This window comes from Hydrobacter penzbergensis, assembly GCF_900106985.1.
GTDB classification, from domain to species: domain Bacteria; phylum Bacteroidota; class Bacteroidia; order Chitinophagales; family Chitinophagaceae; genus Sediminibacterium; species Sediminibacterium magnilacihabitans.
In genome coordinates this window covers 619,672-637,496 of the sequence record NZ_FNNO01000001.1, presented here as the reverse complement: position 1 = coordinate 637,496, position 17,825 = coordinate 619,672, and the positions used below count along the sequence as shown (strand labels likewise).

The 17,825-nt window shown below is 47.0% G+C and carries 15 protein-coding genes; 5 read left to right on the top strand and 10 right to left on the bottom strand.

The window, feature by feature from the left end; genetic code table 11:
- Positions 1–44 precede the first annotated feature (44 nt).
- Genes hpt through BLU98_RS02920 form a run of 4 tightly spaced genes read right to left on the bottom strand, consistent with a single transcriptional unit; the run spans position 45 to position 3,798 of the window.
- The gene (gene hpt, locus BLU98_RS02935; RefSeq protein ID WP_092721775.1) at positions 45–593 is read right to left on the bottom strand and encodes a hypoxanthine phosphoribosyltransferase; all 549 of its coding nucleotides are present in this window, start codon (positions 591–593) and stop codon (positions 45–47) included.
- A 6-nt stretch (positions 594–599) separates the two neighbouring features.
- On the bottom strand, positions 600–1,688 hold the full coding sequence (locus tag BLU98_RS02930) for a glucosaminidase domain-containing protein (RefSeq protein ID WP_092721773.1): 1,089 nt from the start codon (positions 1,686–1,688) through the stop codon (positions 600–602).
- 2 nt (positions 1,689–1,690) lie between these two features.
- Complete coding sequence (locus tag BLU98_RS02925) at positions 1,691–2,323, bottom strand: O-methyltransferase (RefSeq protein WP_257574667.1); 633 nt, start codon at positions 2,321–2,323, stop codon at positions 1,691–1,693.
- 17 nt (positions 2,324–2,340) lie between these two features.
- Complete coding sequence (locus tag BLU98_RS02920) at positions 2,341–3,798, bottom strand: sodium:solute symporter (RefSeq protein ID WP_092721769.1); 1,458 nt, start codon at positions 3,796–3,798, stop codon at positions 2,341–2,343.
- A gap of 73 nt (positions 3,799–3,871) precedes the next feature.
- On the opposite strand from BLU98_RS02920, the gene BLU98_RS02915 reads away from it, so the two are divergent.
- A complete protein-coding gene (locus tag BLU98_RS02915) occupies positions 3,872–4,411 on the top strand; it encodes an LOG family protein (protein WP_092721767.1) in 540 nt (179 codons plus the stop codon).
- Here the strand turns inward: BLU98_RS02915 and BLU98_RS02910 are convergent.
- Both BLU98_RS02910 and BLU98_RS02905 read right to left on the bottom strand, forming a co-directional pair.
- Positions 4,395–4,985, bottom strand: coding sequence for a hypothetical protein (locus BLU98_RS02910; RefSeq protein ID WP_092721765.1), 591 nt, complete (start codon positions 4,983–4,985; stop codon positions 4,395–4,397). The genes BLU98_RS02915 and BLU98_RS02910 overlap by 17 nt on opposite strands.
- Before the next feature lie 33 nt (positions 4,986–5,018).
- Positions 5,019–6,431: an FAD-binding oxidoreductase gene (locus tag BLU98_RS02905; RefSeq protein ID WP_092721972.1), complete on the bottom strand. Its 1,413-nt coding sequence runs from the start codon at positions 6,429–6,431 to the stop codon at positions 5,019–5,021.
- Positions 6,432–6,699: 268 nt separating this feature from the next.
- On the opposite strand from BLU98_RS02905, the gene pckA reads away from it, so the two are divergent.
- A complete protein-coding gene (gene pckA, locus BLU98_RS02900) occupies positions 6,700–8,304 on the top strand; it encodes a phosphoenolpyruvate carboxykinase (ATP) (protein ID WP_092721763.1) in 1,605 nt (534 codons plus the stop codon).
- 90 nt (positions 8,305–8,394) lie between these two features.
- Here the strand turns inward: pckA and BLU98_RS02895 are convergent, their stop codons facing one another.
- The gene (locus BLU98_RS02895) at positions 8,395–9,030 is read right to left on the bottom strand and encodes a deoxynucleoside kinase (RefSeq protein ID WP_026774687.1); all 636 of its coding nucleotides are present in this window, start codon (positions 9,028–9,030) and stop codon (positions 8,395–8,397) included.
- A 32-nt stretch (positions 9,031–9,062) separates the two neighbouring features.
- Positions 9,063–10,076: a tryptophan--tRNA ligase gene (trpS, locus tag BLU98_RS02890; protein WP_092721761.1), complete on the bottom strand. Its 1,014-nt coding sequence runs from the start codon at positions 10,074–10,076 to the stop codon at positions 9,063–9,065.
- Positions 10,077–10,189: 113 nt separating this feature from the next.
- Here trpS and recG point away from each other — a divergent pair, with 113 nt between their 5' ends.
- The 3 genes from recG (at position 10,190) to BLU98_RS02875 (ending at position 17,160) form a co-directional block, all read left to right on the top strand.
- Positions 10,190–12,301, top strand: coding sequence for an ATP-dependent DNA helicase RecG (gene recG / locus BLU98_RS02885; protein ID WP_092721759.1), 2,112 nt, complete (start codon positions 10,190–10,192; stop codon positions 12,299–12,301).
- A gap of 78 nt (positions 12,302–12,379) precedes the next feature.
- Positions 12,380–16,129: a DUF7948 domain-containing protein gene (locus BLU98_RS02880; RefSeq protein ID WP_092721757.1), complete on the top strand. Its 3,750-nt coding sequence runs from the start codon at positions 12,380–12,382 to the stop codon at positions 16,127–16,129.
- A gap of 8 nt (positions 16,130–16,137) precedes the next feature.
- On the top strand, positions 16,138–17,160 hold the full coding sequence (locus BLU98_RS02875; RefSeq protein ID WP_092721755.1) for a PorP/SprF family type IX secretion system membrane protein: 1,023 nt from the start codon (positions 16,138–16,140) through the stop codon (positions 17,158–17,160).
- Between the two features lie 12 nt (positions 17,161–17,172).
- Here the strand turns inward: BLU98_RS02875 and BLU98_RS02870 are convergent, their stop codons facing one another.
- The gene (locus tag BLU98_RS02870; RefSeq protein ID WP_092721753.1) at positions 17,173–17,487 is read right to left on the bottom strand and encodes a type II toxin-antitoxin system RelE/ParE family toxin; all 315 of its coding nucleotides are present in this window, start codon (positions 17,485–17,487) and stop codon (positions 17,173–17,175) included.
- Positions 17,484–17,717 carry a hypothetical protein gene (locus BLU98_RS02865; RefSeq protein WP_092721751.1) on the bottom strand — a complete coding sequence of 78 codons (234 nt, stop codon included), beginning with the start codon at positions 17,715–17,717 and terminating at the stop codon, positions 17,484–17,486. Before BLU98_RS02865 ends, BLU98_RS02870 begins: the two co-directional genes overlap by 4 nt.
- Positions 17,718–17,825 lie beyond the last annotated feature (108 nt).

Here is a 17,825-nt window from a genome sequence, read left to right as displayed (position 1 = left end):
CTGTATGCATGGATTTACTACAATTTACTGAAAAAAACGCGTATTTACACGCTAGGCCCTGTTTCGAGCTGGTATAATTCGCGGATATTCCTGCCCAGGCCATCGTAATCGAGGCCATAACCTACCACAAATTTGTTGGGGATGGAAAAGCAGCAATAATCAATCTGTATAGGAAATACGGTGGCATCGGGCTTGTGCAGCAATACCGCAATTTTCAGGGATGCAGGTTGCTGGTTGCGTATCTGGGGAAGGAACTCATTCATGGTCTTGCCCGTATCGATGATATCTTCCAGTATCACTACATGCCTGTCGGTAATATCGGTATCCAGTCCAATGGCGGTGATCACATGCCCGGTAGACTTGGTTCCTTTGTAAGAAGCCAGTTTGATGAAGCAGATCTCTGCATCGATATGGAGTTCTTTGAACAGGTCGGAAGCGAACATGAAGGAACCATTCAGTATGGCAATGAACAAAGGCTTTTTGCCGGCATAATCCCGGTTCAATTCATCCGCCAGCGCTTTGATCTTTTCCAGTATCAATGATTCGGGCAGGTAAGAAACAAAGGATTTATCGTGAACAGTGATCACTGACATAAGCAGTTATTTAGAAGCTTTGGATGATTTGGCCACAACGGGACTGGCAGCGCGAAGGTATAATTTCTGACCAGCAGAAAGCCGCGCATCTTTTTTCAGGTTGTTATATTCCATCAGGCTTTCCATCCTCACGCCTTCTTTCTGTGCAATATCATAGAGGCTTTCATTTTCGGCTACAATGTGAATATCGGTAGCGCCTCTTTTCATTTTTCTTTCCAGGAAAAGGAGCCTGTCGGTATCCAATATATCCATCTCGTTCAGCTCATTGAAATCAAGCAGTTTACCCAGGCTGATATCGTATTGCCCCGCCAAAGCCAGCAGGGACGTGCCTTCTGCGGCATAGATCACTTTGGTATGGTTGATGGTAAAAATGGTTCCCGCCGGATAATTGGAGGGCCGGGCTTTTTTGCTTGTAACAGTTGTAGCATGTGTTACGCTTTCTGCCTCTGCATGTTCTTCTTCTGCTTTTTCTTCTGTAGCGGTTGTAGTTGTAGCAAGATTGATGGAACCGGGAACAGCATCTTCGGAAATTGCTTTAACAGGAGCGGTCGCATTAGAAGCAGGCATTCCGTTTTTGATCCTGTCGAGGGCTACCAGGTTATATTTGTGTAGATCGTAATCGTTGATGAGTTTCAGCAGGCGCTGCGGATAATCGCGCTCTGTGGCATAGCCTGCTTTTTTCAAACCATAGGCCCATCCTTCATCATCGGTGGGGTCAAGTTTGAAGAGATCGGTATAATAAGGCCTGTTCTTCAAAAAATCGGAATGATCGCGATAGGATGCTGCAGCAGATGCGTAAACGCGAAAACATTCCCCGCGCTCATCATCGTCGTGGTAGGTTTTGGGACCAGTCCATTCCGTTTTGCATTTGATGCCGAAATGGTTGTTCGATTTCTGCGCCAGCTCACTTTCGCCGTAATCCGATTCCAGTATGCCCTGTGCAAGGGTAATAGACGCAGGCACACCCGACCGGATCATTTCGGCAATAGCCAGTTCTTTATACGTATTGATATAAGTCGTTGCCCTTTCGCTCTGCGACATAGCTGCGTTGAAACATAAGCCCAGACATACCAACAAAATCAGTTTCTTCATCATGCCTATTTCTTTTTTATAAGGAGCAAACCATCTCTGACGGTTAATAAAATTTGTTCTGTTCTGGGATCCTGCTTCACGTGCTCATTGAAAGCCTGGATCGCTTTGGCATTTTTACCTTTTATGGGTTCCTCCAATACTTCGCCATGAAAGAGCACATTATCGGCCAGTATCATGCCGCGGTCGCTCAGGCGGGGAACCACCAGCTCGTAATAATCGATATAGCCGGTTTTATCTGCATCGATGAACACCAGGTCCCATTTCCTGTCGATCTGGGGTATCAGGTCCAGCGCATTGCCCGTATGTAAATGTATCTGCTTGCCTTTTTCACTCCTGGCAAAATACCTACGGGCAGTTTGCGCGTCTTCTTCCCTTAACTCCAGGGTATGCAACTCACCATCTGGCGACAAACCCTGTGCCAGGTAGAGGCCACTATAGCCAACAAAAGTTCCTACCTCTAAAACGTATTTGGGACGCAGAATAGTACTGATGAAGCTTAATAATTTTCCCTGCACGTGGCCGCTCAGCATATTCGACTGTGGGTGGTTACGCATGGTAAATTCATTGATCTCCTGCATCAACGCTTCTTCCGGCGATGTATACTGCAGCGCATAAGCATCAACGAGGGGGGAGATCATATCCATTGCGCAAATATCTATGCTTTTTGCTTAACAGCAGGGCTTGAAATGAGCCATAGGCCTGTAAAAGTGATCAACCCGTTGATGATCAGTAGCTCCAGTCCGATCTCAAAAGAGCCGAAAAGCGCTTTCTGGTATTTGTCAATCACCAGGCAGAGCAATGGCGAGAGTATACAAACGAGGGGCACCAGCCGGTCCTGCACATTTCTTTTGAGCAGTATACCGAAAGTGAAAAGACCCAACAAGGGACCATAAGTATAAGCAGCCACTTTCAATATCACCCCGATCATGCTGCTGCTGTCTACCCATTTGTACACCATCACAAAAAGCAGGAAGAGACAGGCAACGCCCAGGTGTATGCGCTGGCGGATCTTTTTCTTTTGTGCGTCATTCCAGTCGTTACGCCTTTGCATACCCAGGATATCGATGCAAAAGGAAGAAGTTAGTGCAGTAATGGCGCCATCGGCACTGGGAAACAGGGCCGAGATCAGTGCGATGATAAAGATCACGGATACCATTTTAGGCATGTGGTTCAGGGCAATCGCAGGGAAGAGTGCATCTCCGGTAGCCGTTACTTGTTGCGTTCCGGCAAACAGGTAGAGCAGCCCGCCCAGGAAGAGGAACAAAAAGATCACCACCAGCATGATGAAGCCGAGGGTAACCACATTTTTCTGAGAGTCTTTCAGTGTTTTAACCGAAATGTTTTTCTGCATCATTTCCTGGTCCATCCCCGTCATGGTAATAGTAACGAAAGCGCCGGCCAGGATCTGTTTTAAAAAGAAGAACTTGCTGTGCGGATCGGTGAAGAAAATCTTGTTATACCCTTTTTCCTGCATCGCGGCCAAACTTTCGCCTACACCCAGGTGTAGATAGTTCAGGATATAATAAACACAGATCACAAGACCCAGCAGCATGCAGGAGGTCTGCAATGTATCGGTCCATACAATGGTCTTCACACCTCCTTCATAAGTGTACAGCAATATCATGGCCAGTATGATGAGTGTGGTGAGCCAGAAGGGAACATGAAAACTTTCCAGGATGGCATCCTGTAATATTTTTACCACCAGGTATAATCTCGCCGTGGCGCCGAGGGTGCGTGAAAGGATGAAAAAAGAAGCGCCTGTTTTGTATGAAATGAACCCTAACCGGCTGCTCAGGTAATTGTAAATAGAAGTGAGGTTGAGCCGGTAATACAACGGTAATAAAACAAAAGCGATCACTAAATAGCCCAGCAGGTAACCCAGGGTGATCTGGAAATAAGCGAACGATTCCCGGGCCACAGCTCCGGGTACGCTTACAAACGTAACACCACTCAGCGATGTGCCGATCATGCCAAACGCAACCAGCATCCAGTTGCTGTTCCGGTTGCCAATAAAAAAAGAATCGTTGTTGCTGTTTCTTCCAGTGTACCAGGCCACTACCAGCAGTATCAAAAAATAACTTATAACAAAAGAAAAGAGCAGAAGGGGAGACATCTGTATTTGGTTTAAGTAAAGATAATGCACAAGACTATATCCAATTCTCTTACTTTGTTGGCAAAACCCTAGTATGCAGGAGAAGCGAATAGCCGTTTTCTGTGGTTCGAAAAGCGGATCGGATCCGCTTTTTGAGCAGGATGCGAAAGCGTTGGGCAGGCTTATGGCCGAACGTAATATCACATTGGTGTATGGTGGCGGTAACAAAGGACTGATGGGCGCTGTGGCCAATTCGGTTATGGAGGGAGGTGGGAAAGTGATCGGTGTGATACCCGAACTACTGCTGGCCTGGGAACACCAGCACGAAAGCATTACAGAATTACATGTAGTATCCGATATGCACACGCGTAAAAAAATGATGTATGATCTCTGCGATATGGCGGTGGTATTGCCGGGCGGAAATGGTACACTCGATGAATTGTTTGAGATGCTTACCTGGAACACTTTACAGATACACAACAAAAAAATAATCCTGCTGAATACAGCAGGATTTTACGATACACTGGTGACACATCTTCAAGCCATGTGGCAAAAAGGATTCCTTTATGAGAACTGGCAGGAAAGACTGCTGGTATATGATACACCCGCAGCGGCCATCAGTGCTTTTTATTGAGATAAATGCCAAAGCCTGCTCTGAAAACGGGCAACGGATCATTGTAGCTGTCGCGATAAGGCGAGTTGGCGTTTTGCAGTACATCGATCATGAGGGTGATGTACTGGTATTGCCCGCCAATGATCCTGGTGCCGTAACCAACGCCCAATAATAAACTGGCTGCGTTGAAATGATAAGTAACGCTGGGCTGCGATCCTACTTTCTGTGAAGAATTGATCCAGTTGTATTCGGGCTGTACCTGCAGGTGCAGAAAGCTTACCGGCCATATTCTCAAAAAAGTACCGCCACCGAAATTAAAATTCCTGTAACGGGTAGGATCATAATCAGATGCATTCTGTGAAAAATAATTGACATTGAAAGCGAGGCCGCAATCAAGCCAGTTATTGATGCTGTAACCAATCTCCGGGTTCAGTCCCACATTGAATGAACGACTGGCAAACCCGAGGTTGAGGCTGGTACCTAAAAAGATATTCTCTCTTTTGAATTTTCCTTTTTGTTCTGTTTCAGTGCTGTCTTGTGCAAAAAGCCCCGCACACAAGAGCAATGTTAAACAGGTGATCAGTCCTTTTTTCATCATCATAGGATTTAAGACAAATCTACACCTCCTTTAATTGAGGTCGAATATTTTACCGGCATTTAAAATATTATTGGGGTCGAATGCTTTTTTGATCTCACGCATCAGGTGCAGGTTGGCCTCCCTGAAAACAGTATGGAGATAAGGTTTTTGTATCAATCCAATACCGTGTTCACCACTGATGGTGCCACCCAGGCTTTTCACCAATTCAAACAATGCCTGCAAAGCAGCCGTCATCTCTGCATTGCCATGGCTGTTTTTAATAGTAGGATGGTTGATACGAATGTGCAGGTTACCATCCCCGGCATGTCCGTAACATACGGCATGAAAACCATATTGCTTACCTAATTGCTTCACCCCTTTGATCAGCGCCGGCAGTTCGGCCCTTGGCACTACCGTATCTTCTTCAATGGTATAGCCCGATGTTTTCACTGCTTCGGCCACAAGGCGGCGCAGTTTCCACAATTCAGTTTTCTGCTGGGCATCATCGGCAAAAAATACTTCTCCCGCTTCGAATTGCGTCAGCAATTCGGCAATGGCTTCCATCTCGCCCATGAGCACATCCATATTATTGCCGTCCACTTCAATGATCAGGTGCGCGGCTATATCATCATTCACCGGAACAGCGCTGCTGTCTACAGACTGGCTTACAATTTTCAATGCATCGATCTCTACCAGTTCCAATCCGCTGGGCACAAATCCTGCACGGAAAATAGCGCTCACTGCTTCGCTGGCTTTTTCCAAAGAGGCAAAGGGTACCAGCATCAGCAGATCGTATTTGGGTAAGGGTACCAGCTTCAGCACGATCTTGGTAACGATGCCCAATGTGCCTTCGCTGCCCACGAGCAACTGCGTGAGGTTATAACCGGTTGAATTCTTCAATACATTGGCGCCCGTCCAGATGATCTCGCCATTGGGCAATACCACTTCGAGGTTCAGCACATAATCTTTCACCACTCCGTATTTCACCGCTTTGGGGCCGCCGCTGTTCTCGGCAATATTGCCGCCAATAAAACAACTGCCGCGACTGCTGGGGTCGGGTGGATAGAAAAGTCCTTTTTCTTTCACTGCATTCTGTAATACTTCGGTGATCACACCCGGCTCGGTAATTACCTGCAGGTTGCGTTCATCTATTTCCAGGATGCTGTTCATCCGCTCACTCGAAAGCAACACACCGCCTAAATGTGGCAGTGCGCCACCACTCAATCCGGTTCCTGCACCCCTTGGGGTAACAGGAATATAGTATTCATTGCACAAACGCATGATGGCCGCTATTTCCTCCGTAGTACGCGGTTTCAGTACTACTTCGGGGAGATAGGATAAACGTTCTGTTTCATCATGACTGTAATGGGTCAGGGTCTCCTCATCGGCCAGCACAAACTGCTCTCCTATAATGGCTTTGAATTGTTTCAAATGATCGGTAGTCACTAATCCTTTCGGCGCCATAGCCTGCATCTATTTTTTTTGTAAAAATAGATGGTTAACAGGAGAACTGAGGGACGATTGACATTGTTTGCGGCAATTTTTTTTACAAATCGTTCAATTTTTCAACGAGATGCGTGCAAAAAACTACAAAGCCGCTACAGTTTTTTTTGAAATTCTACAGAAATCGGTAAAAACAATTGATAAAGTCCAACGTGTAAGACCCACATAAAGAAATGATGACAACGGGCAAACACTTATTTTTGTCGGCTAACAAACGATTGTTCGTATTATGCTCAGTACCCCCATCATGCTATCAGACAAAACACTGGTTTCTCTGGGTCTTGGATCCTGCCGGTCGGTTCACTACCAGCTTTCACCCGAAGAGTTGACCGAACAGACCATATTACGCGGACAGGGACTTTTAAGCGATACCGGCGCTTTGTGTATCCGTACCGGTGAATTCACCGGCCGCAGTCCGCTCGACAAATTCACCGTTAAAGATGCCATCACCGAAAACACGGTTGACTGGAATAATTTCAACATACCCATCGAAGAAAAATATTTTCACCAACTCAGAAAAAAGCTGCTCGATTACCTGAATCGTCAGCCGGAAGTGTGGATCAGGGACGCTTATGCCTGTGCCGATCCGGCTTATCGTATAAACATAAGGGTCATCAATGAGCAACCATCTTGCAATCTCTTTGCGCATAATATGTTCCTGCGCCCCGAAGAGCACGAACTGGAAGGCTTTCAGGCCGACTGGCATATCATCCATGCACCCGGCTTCAAAGCCGATCCTGCAGTAGATGGCACCAGGCAACATAATTTTGCCGTGATCTCTTTTACACATAAAGCCATTCTTATTGGCGGTACCGGTTATACCGGCGAGATCAAGAAAGGTATTTTCACCATCCTCAATTATATACTGCCACAAAACAGGCAGGTGTTGAGTATGCACTGCAGCGCCAACATGGGGGAGAAAGGCGATGTAGCCATTTTCTTTGGATTGAGTGGCACAGGCAAGACCACACTCAGTGCCGACCCCGACCGCAAACTGATCGGTGATGATGAACATGGATGGACCAACCAGGGTGTTTTCAATTTCGAAGGTGGCTGCTATGCCAAAACCATCGACCTGAGTGAGGCAAAAGAGCCGGAAATTTATCACGCCATCCGCCCCGGCGCATTGGTAGAAAATGTGGGCTTCATCAATGGAACCCGGCGCATTGATTTTGCCAGCAAAGCCATCACAGAGAATACGCGGGTATCGTATCCTTTGCATTATATCAGCAACGCACAGGAACCCGCGATGGGAGGCTTGCCTAAAAATATATTCTTTCTTACCTGCGATGCCAATGGCGTACTACCGCCTATCAGCAAGCTGAACCCCGGTCAGGCCATGTACCAGTTCATCAGCGGCTATACGGCTAAAGTGGCGGGAACAGAAGCCGGTGTTACAGAGCCCAAATCTACTTTCAGCGCCTGTTTCGGCGCGCCCTTCCTGCCTTTGCATCCCGGCCGTTATGCCGAAATGCTGGGCGAAAAAATGAAAGCCCATCGCGTGAATGTGTGGATGGTGAATACCGGATGGACTGGTGGATGCTGTGGTGTGGGCAGTCGTATGAAACTGTCGTACACAAGGGCTATGATCACTGCGGCATTGAACGGACAACTCAATCAGGCACAATACAAAGCGCACCCGGTATTTGGTATGATGATACCCGATGCATGCCCCGGTGTGCCGTCAGAAATTTTAGATCCACGCAGCACCTGGGCCGATCAAACTGCCTATGATGCGAAATGTAAAGACCTGGCCAGGCAATTCATTAAAAACTTTGAAAAATATGCGGGAGGTGTCAGCGAAGAAATACTGGCTGCAGCGCCTACACCCTAAAAAATAATTGTCCCGTTGCGGGACAAGAACTCGGTCTCTTCGATTGCTTTGTTTGTTACGCGAAACTCCACCACCTGGTGGAGTTTTATTTTAGAAAAGTCCAAACAACATGCCATCTACTTTGCCAATGATCTCTCCGAAATGTTCTTCATTCTCTGCAAACTTGTTCTTGTCGCAGTCGATCACCAACAGCGGACCTTCCTTATAACTTTCGATCCACTTGTTGTAATATTCGTTGAGTCTTTTCAGGTAGTCGAGACGAATATTCTCTTCGTATTCGCGGCCCCTTTTCTGTATTTGCGCAACCAGTGTGGGCACGGAAGCTTTGAGGTAGATGAGCAGGTCGGGCGGCTGCACCATTGTTTTCAAAGTCTGGAAGAATAAGAAATAGTTATCGAAGTCTCGTTTGCTCATCAAACCCATTTCATGCAGGTTGGGAGCAAATATATTGGCGTCTTCATAGATGGTGCGGTCCTGTATCACGGTTTCGGTACCATGGTGTATATCGAGTAATTGGTTGAGGCGACTGTTCAGGAAGTAAATCTGCAGGTTAAAACTCCAACGCGGCATGTCTTCATAAAAATCCATCAGGTAAGGATTATGGTCCACGTCTTCAAACTGGGGAATCCAACGGTAATGCTTGCTCAGCATTTCAGTTAAAGTAGTTTTACCGGCGCCGATATTGCCGGCTACAGCAACATGTTTGGGTTTTTTTAGTTTGGCCATAGGAGTGAATGTACGAAGATTTTATATTACCATCAGGCGTAATTCATGCCTATGGACTGCCTCACCAGTTTCATTGTTTCAGCAGCGCTGTGCCTTGCTTTTTCTGCTCCCTGGCGGATGATCCGCGACAAAAGTTCCTGGTTGTTTTGGATATCAGCTGCTTTTTCACGGATAGGTGCAATGAATGCCGCCATGTCTTCTGCCAACTGCTTTTTCATGTCGCCATAACGGATAACTGTATGGCCTGCGCTGCTGGCATTGTAATCATCTTCAAATTTCTGCACGGTATTGGGAGTGCTTACCAAACGCATCAACGTAAAGAGATTCTCTATATAATCGGGCTTAGCCGAATTAGGTTCGGAAGGTCCCTGGTCTGTTTTGGCTTTCATGATCTTTTTGCGGATCAGGTCTCCATCATCTGCCAGGTAAAGCGTATTCATCTGGTTTTCACTCTTGCTCATTTTGCCATTGCCATCGAGACTCATGATCTTCACCAGTTCTCCGCCATAATTAAAAGCATAAGGCGCCGGCAATACTTCACCATAACGGTGGTTGAACCGTTCGGCAAAATTGCGTGCGATCTCCAGGTGTTGTTCCTGGTCTTTACCCACGGGTACTTTTACCGCACGATGAATTAAAATATCTGCGGCCATCAATACAGGGTAAGTGAGCAATCCTGCATTGACGTTATCGGGCTGCAAACGTACTTTGTCTTTGAAAGTGGGCGTTTTCTCCAGCTCGCCTTTGTATGCAAGCATGTTGAGATAAAGATAGAGTTCGGCTATTTCATGGATATCGCTTTGAATGTAAAGCGATACTTTTTCAGGATCGAGTCCGCACGCGATGTTTTCAGCGATCACCCGGTGAACGCTTGCTTTCAATTCAGAAGTATCGGGGTGGGTAGTAAGGCTATGCCAGTTGGCCACAAAAAAATAGCAGTTATACTCGTGCTGCATGCGAACATAATTGCGCATGGCGCCGAAATAATTCCCCAGGTGTAAAAAACCGGTCGGCCTGATGCCGCTTACTACTACCTCTTTTGTCATAGGCTGCGAAGATAAGTAATCAGTGGTTAGGTCAGTTGTCAGTTGTTAGTTGTTAGTTGTCAGATTATATATTTTGTACGGATATTTGTCTTTAGTCTTCTAACAACTAACAACTGACAACTACCAACTCCATACTATCCACCCCCATCGAATTCCTCAAAGGCGTAGGTCCTTTGCGTGCCGATATGTTGAAGAAAGAACTCAACATTTATACCTTCGGCGACCTGCTGGAACATTATCCGCACCGGCATATCGATAAGACGAAGCTGAGCAAGATCGGTGAGATCAATCTTCACACAGAATTCATACAGGTGGCAGGTAAACTGGTACATACAGAAATAATAGGTGAACGAAGGGCTAAAAGACTGGTAGCGCAATTGAAAGATGATACAGGTGTGCTGGAACTGGCCTGGTTCCAGGGCATCAACTGGGTGCAGAAAAGTCTTACGCCGGGCATGTCATACCTGGTGTTCGGTCGCACCGGTTTTTTCAACGGAAGACCGCAGATCGTGCACCCGGAAATAGAGCCGTATGTACCTGCACAGGCAAAGGGCAAAGCATTTCTCGAACCGGTATATCCCGCTACAGAAAAATTAAAAGCACGCGGACTCAACGGCAGGCAATTGGGCAAGCTTACCTACCAGTTGCTGACGCAGATCAGACCGGAAGACCTGCCCGAAAATATTCCCGATGCTATCAGAATATCGCTCAAACTGATGCCGCGTTACGAAGCCATCCGCGCCATTCATTTTCCCGCCGATCCTGCGCAATACCAGCAGGCTTTGCATCGACTCAAATTCGAAGAGTTGTTCATGGCGCAGGTTCGGTTGAACTTGGTGCGCATACAACGGCACAGGGCCAGTAAAGGGGTGGTGTTTGAAAAAGTAGGTGATTACTTCAATGCATTTTACAATCAATATTTGCCATTTGAATTAACGGGTGCACAAAAAAGAGTGCTGCGGGAGATACGCACCGATACGGCGCGCGGACATCAGATGAACAGGTTGTTGCAGGGAGATGTGGGTAGTGGAAAAACCATGGTGGCGTTGTTGAGTATGCTGCTGGCAGCCGATAACAGTTACCAGAGTTGTATGATGGCGCCCACGGAGATTTTAGCGCAGCAGCATTATACCGGGCTCAGTGAATTGCTCAAAGAAATGCCTGTTGAAATAGCATTGCTTACCGGCAGCACCAAGGCGGCCGAACGTAAAAAAATATTAAAGGGCCTGCGGGAAGATACCATCCATTTTGTAGTAGGCACACATGCGGTGATTGAAGACACCGTGCAGTTTAAAAACCTGGGACTCGTTATCGTTGACGAACAGCACCGTTTCGGTGTTGCGCAGCGGGCAAAATTATGGGAGAAAGCAGCGGTCCCTCCGCATGTGCTGGTGATGACCGCCACCCCCATACCCAGGACCCTGGCAATGACGGCTTATGGCGATCTCGATTACAGTGTGATGGATGAGTTACCGCCAGGCAGGCAGCCGGTGACAACGGTACACCGGTCGGAGATGGCGCGGGCCAATGTGATGGATTTTGTAAAAACAGAGATCACCAAAGGCAGGCAGGCTTATTTTATTTACCCGCTGATAGAAGAAAGTGAAAAGCTGAGTTATGAAGACCTGATGCAGGGGTACGAGCAGGTAAAAAGCTTTTTCCCCGAGCCAGCTTACCGGATCAGTATGGTGCATGGCCGGCAGCCGCAGGAGCAAAAAGATACCAATATGCAACGTTTTGTGAGCGGCGATACACAGATCATGGTAAGTACTACGGTGATAGAGGTAGGGGTGAACGTGCCCAATGCCACTGTGATGGTGATAGAAAGCGCTGAAAAATTCGGACTTTCCCAACTGCACCAGTTGCGGGGAAGGGTGGGACGAGGCAGTGAGAAAAGTTTTTGCATATTATTAACAGGATCCCGGGCCAGCAAAGAAGCCCGGGAACGTATCAAGATTATGTGCGCCACGAATGACGGGTTCAGGATCGCGGAGAAGGACCTGGAGTTGCGCGGACCGGGCGATATAGAAGGCACGAGGCAGAGCGGGGCGTTGAATTTCAAGGTGGCCAGTATTGTGAATGACAAGGAGTTGCTGGAAAAAGCGAGGGCAGCGGCGGAAAAATTATGTGAAGAAGATAATGAGCTAAAGATGGCAAAGAATTTGATACTCAAAGCCTATTTGCAATCCCAGCCTCAGAAGAATGGTTGGGGCAAGATATCCTGAAGGGCCGCTCATAATAAACCTAGTGCAAAGCATCTGAATCACGTATATATGTCGTAACTTTTAAATAAAATAAGGTTGATGTCGGGAAGAACAATAGCAAGGATATTGGTATTGATGCTGATCAGTGTATATGGCTCGGCGCAGGGTTATCTTGAATTCGTTGAAAATAAAGGGCAATGGGAGCCTTCCATTAAATATAAGGGCGAGATGAGCACCGGTGCTTTCGCCTTGCAAGCCACCGGTTACAGGGTGCTGCTGCATAAGGGGGCCGATCTGGAGAGCCTCACCGAAAAAATACATGGGCATGGACCCAGTTATTCATCTGGTAGTACTTCTGGTGGCTCAGGCGGTGGCTCAGGTCGTGAACATGCCGATCAACCTGCCCAGACTCAAACCAATGCTGCTACAGAACATCCGGTAAATATAGGTGGGGCAGGACCGGATCGTGACAACGATCAGCCTCTTATACTACACTCGCATGCTTATCAAGTGCATTTCCTCAATGCGAATGAACATGCGCAGGTCATTCCTGAAAAACCCCTGCCAGGTAAGGTTAATTATTTGATAGGCAGGGATTCTACCCAATGGGCTTCGGGATGCGCTTCTTACCAGGCCATCACTTATAAAAATATTTATCCGAACATAGATATCCGTTATTATACGGCCAGTGGTGTATTGAAATACGACCTCATTGTGCATCCCGGCGGCGATATATCCAATGTGGCCATGTATTATGAAGGCGCCAACGGCTTGCGCGTGAAAGACGGTAAGCTGATGGTGAAAACCGCTGTGGAAGAAGTGCAGGAATTTCCTCCCTATAGTTACCAGTTACTGAACAACGAGCGTACGGAAGTGCCCTGCAGCTATGAAGTGAAAGGAAACATCGTACGCTTCCGCATCAACGGCGCCTATTCTAAAACCGCTACCCTGGTGATAGATCCTTCATTCGTTTTTTCTTCCTTCTCGGGAAGTACGGCGAGTAACTGGGGTTATACCGCTACATACGACGGACAGGGAAATTTTTATGGAGGAGGTATTGTTTTCAGTGGCAATGGAAAATTCCCCACCAGCAATGGCGCTTTCCAAACTACATTCCAGGGAGGAGTGAATACCGGCGAAGGCGGCGGCTTTGACATCGGTATCATCAAATTAGACCCCCTTGGTACTAACCGCATATATGCTACTTACCTGGGAGGCGCTGCTGGCAACGAACAGCCGCACAGTCTTTTTGTAGATCCCGCCGGTAATCTGGTGGTGGCAGGGCGCTCCAATTCAAGCGACTACCCGGTAAAAGGTGCGTTAAAAACTTATGGCCCCGGAGGAGGATGGGATATTGTTGTAACCAAACTCAACCAGAATGGAACAGACTTGGTGGCATCGGTTAAAATAGGCGGCCTGCAGGACGATGGCGTGAATATCAAACCCAAATATTCCGGTACACCCGGTGCGCAATCCATCAACCGGAATTATGGAGATGATGCGCGCAGTGAAGTGATCATTGATGCCGCCGGCAGTATTTATGTAGCTTCCTGTACACAGTCAGATAGTTTTCCTACCACACCAGGCGCTTTTCAATCTGCTTCAGGAGGCAATCTCGGAAATCACCAGGATGGTGTGGTGCTCAAACTCAAATCCGATCTTTCCGGCGTTATTTTCTCCACCAGGATCGGAGGCAGTAACGACGATGCAGCATTTGTACTGGCCATCAGTCCGCTTACCGGCGATCTGTATGTGGGTGGCACTACCGCCAGCAACGATTTCCCGGGCGATAAAACCGGTACCATTTCAAGCAGTTTCAACCAGGGTATCTGCGATGGCTTTGTGGCAAGGTTCCATAACGACGGTACGTTTGTAAAGAGTACTTATATCGGTACATCGGGCAATGACATGCTCTATGGTATCCAGTTCGATAAATTCGGTTTCCCTTATGTCATGGGCACTACCACCGGCTCCTGGCCCATCAAGAAGCCTGCGAATGCCGGCAGCTTTTTCATGCAAACCAACGGCAAGCAATACATCAGCAAGCTGATGCCCGATTTATCAGACTTTGTATATTCAACTGTATTCGGCACCAATACTATTTATCCCAATATCTCGCCTGTGGCTTTCCTGGTGGATCGTTGCGAAAACGTGTATATGTCGGGATGGGGTGGAGGTATTGATTCGCACAACAATAATTTTCCGAATGCTACTACCGTAGGGTTGCCTGTCGTCGGGGGCGGACAAACCATCACCGATGGTGCGGATTTTTATTTCTTTGTACTGGAACGTGATGCCAAATCGCAGCTCTTTGGCAGTTTCTTCGGACAACAAGGAGGTGCCACCGGTGAACATGTGGATGGAGGTACCAGTCGCTTCGACCGCAACGGGATCATTTACCAGGCTATCTGTGCCAACTGTGGAGGCGGTGCGCGTTTCCCCACTACCAGCGGTGTATGGGCTCCTAACAATGGTGCCGCGCCATCGGGCTGTAACCTGGCCATGGTAAAAATTGCTTTCAATCTTGCCGGCGTGGAAGCCGGTATACAGGCTTCTGTCAATGGCAGGATCAGGGATACTACCGGCTGTGTGCCACTTACCGCAGATTTTCGCGATACACTGGCGATGGGTAAAAACTATATATGGGATTTTGGCGATGGTACGCCACCGGTAACTACCAGCGCTCCCAATACTTCACATACATTCAATCTTGTAGGTAATTACCGGGTGAAGCTTATTGCTGTTGATTCTTCGTCCTGTAACCTGGCAGACAGCTCTTTTGTAACCATGCGGGTACGGAGTGATGAAGTGAAAATGTCTTTCACCAACCGAAAACTGCCGCCCTGTACTTCGCTTCAATACGAATTCAACAACACGTCCGTAGCGCCTCCCGGCAAACCATTGCAGAACCAGAGTTTCCTGTGGATGTTCGGAGACAGTACCACGCAATATGCAGGCACAGGTAAAGTGGTACATAGTTATAAAGCACCCGGTACCTACACCATCAAACTGGTATTGGTTGATACCACTTATTGTAATTACGATGATACGATATCCGTGCAGATCAGGATTGCCGATAACCTGAAGGTACAGTTTACTACACCTGCAGCGGGCTGTGCGCCTTATACTGCTGTGTTTGATAATACATCACTGGGCGGACAACAATTCAACTGGAATTTTGGCGATGGTACCACGTCAACGCAAACCAATCCCATCCACTTGTACAACAATGTAGGCAGTTACCTGGTGAAGCTGACAGCAGTGGACAGCAACACTTGTAATATGCAAGACTCCACTTTCTTCACTATTACTGTGAACCCCAAACCACAGGCGGGATTCAGCTATTCGCCCGAACCCACTTTGCCTAATACGCCTGTTGTGTTCACCAACAGTTCACTGGCAGCCACCCGGTATAAATGGATCTTTGACGATGGAGATACACTGGCTACGCGGCGAAAAGATACCACTGTATCACACCTGTATAATTATTCAGGTAAGTTCAATACCTGTCTTGTTGCATACAATGCTGCGGGATGTACAGATACTACCTGCCAGCTTATTTCCATTACCATTATACCGGGAATGGATGTGCCCAATGCTTTCACGCCCAATGGCGACGGTGTCAACGACCGGATCTATGTGAGAGGTTTCGGTATTGCTAAAATGGTATGGCGTATTTACAATCGATGGGGTGTATTGGTATATGTGGGAACATATAAGGATGAAGGTTGGGATGGCACTTACAAAGGTGTATTGCAACCACAGGAAGTATACCATTACACATTGCTGGTTGAATTTGCCGACGGAACCAAAGCCACCAAGAAAGGAGATATTACTTTACTCAGATAAAAGGCGATATGCGGAAATTGATTAAAATAACGGGATGTTGTGTGGCGCTGCTGACCGGCTCGATGGCCAGGGCGCAGAGCCTGCATTTTTCGCAATATTTCAATACCCCTTTGCTCATCAATCCGGCCAACACGGGTTTCAACCCTGATTATGATTATCGTGTAGGAATCAATTACCGCAACCAGTGGGCATCGGTAGGCAATCCTTATAAGACCATGAGCGCCTGGGGTGATGTGAAAGTGTTCCGCGACCGGTTCGAAAGCGGCTGGATGGGTATCGGTGGCTCATTGATGAAAGATGTGGCAGGCAGCGGCAACCTGAGCGCTACACATGCTACTGCTACCATTGCTTATCACCAGATGCTGGGTTATAACAGTTTGTTGAGCGGAGGCTTTGGATTGGCTTATGTGAACAAACGGGTGGATGTAAACAAGCTCACTTTCGATAACCAGTGGAACGGAAAATTTTTTGATGTCACGATTCCTTCCAATGAACCATTTACAAATACCAGTGTGTCATACCTCGATTTGCAAATGGGACTCAACTATGCCTATTTCGCTTCAGATAATTTTTATTTCAATGCCGGAGTAAGCATCATGCACATCAACACACCAAGAGAAAGTTTTTTCGACCCTACTGTTTCCAACGCTACGCTTTCAAGGCGTTATACCGGGTTCGTGAATGCCAGCATCAAATTGCAGGATTTGTGGATCGTGAATCCAAATGTATATGTAAGCAAAATGGGATCGGCCTGGGAAGCGGTGCTGGGCTTCAATGCCAACAGAAACCTCAGTGGCGATGGGGAAAAGCAAATGGTATTCGGACTCTACTACCGCAACAACGACGCCATCATTCCCATGCTGGGTTATGAAGTGAATGACCTCAAGGTTATTGCCAGTTACGATGCTACGATTTCCTCTCTCCGTAATCTCAACGGAGGCAGAGGAGCGTATGAAATATCACTTATTAAAAGCGGTGTATTCAACTCCTCTGCCGGAAGGTCTGTGAAATGCCCGACTGTGCGGTTTTAGTATTCCTGTATTTTAATACTTGAATCCAGCGGGATCTTGCTTCATACCCCAAAATAATAAGATTTCAAGACGCTTTTTACCGGGCTTGTAATGATAGACTATTTGGGTGTGTTTATCCAATATCCCAATGCGGACATGTTTTCTTTTCACTGATGGGCGGCACATCTCAGGATAACATTTTAAAGAATTTATCATTTTTTCTGTCCGATCGATAAATCGTTCCACTTCTTTTTCTGTCCACTCTCGCCTCAAATACACTACGATCTTATTAAAGCTATTTTTCGCGCTCGGTGTCCATTGTACATCTTGCACTACTTCTTCAATCATCTCCTGTGTTTTTTCATAACCTCATCATGTGGAGTCATTTTGCCGGCCTTCATTTCTGCCAATGATTTATCTATCGCATGTTGCTGCTCTTCACCGATTTCATCCCACCAGTCCTTTTGCTCATCCATAAAGCTTTTCACCACTGTCAAGATGGTTTTTTTCTGCCGCTCATTCAATCTGGGAAGGTAACGGGTGATTTCCTGGTCAATGCTCTTTGCTACTGAACTCATGACTATATTGTTTCTACAAATTTAATCTTTAAAAAACTGTTATCCAAGTGAGTTGGCAGACTTTGCAAATTGGTTTTTCAGTAATGAGATAGGGAGACTTTCTAAAAG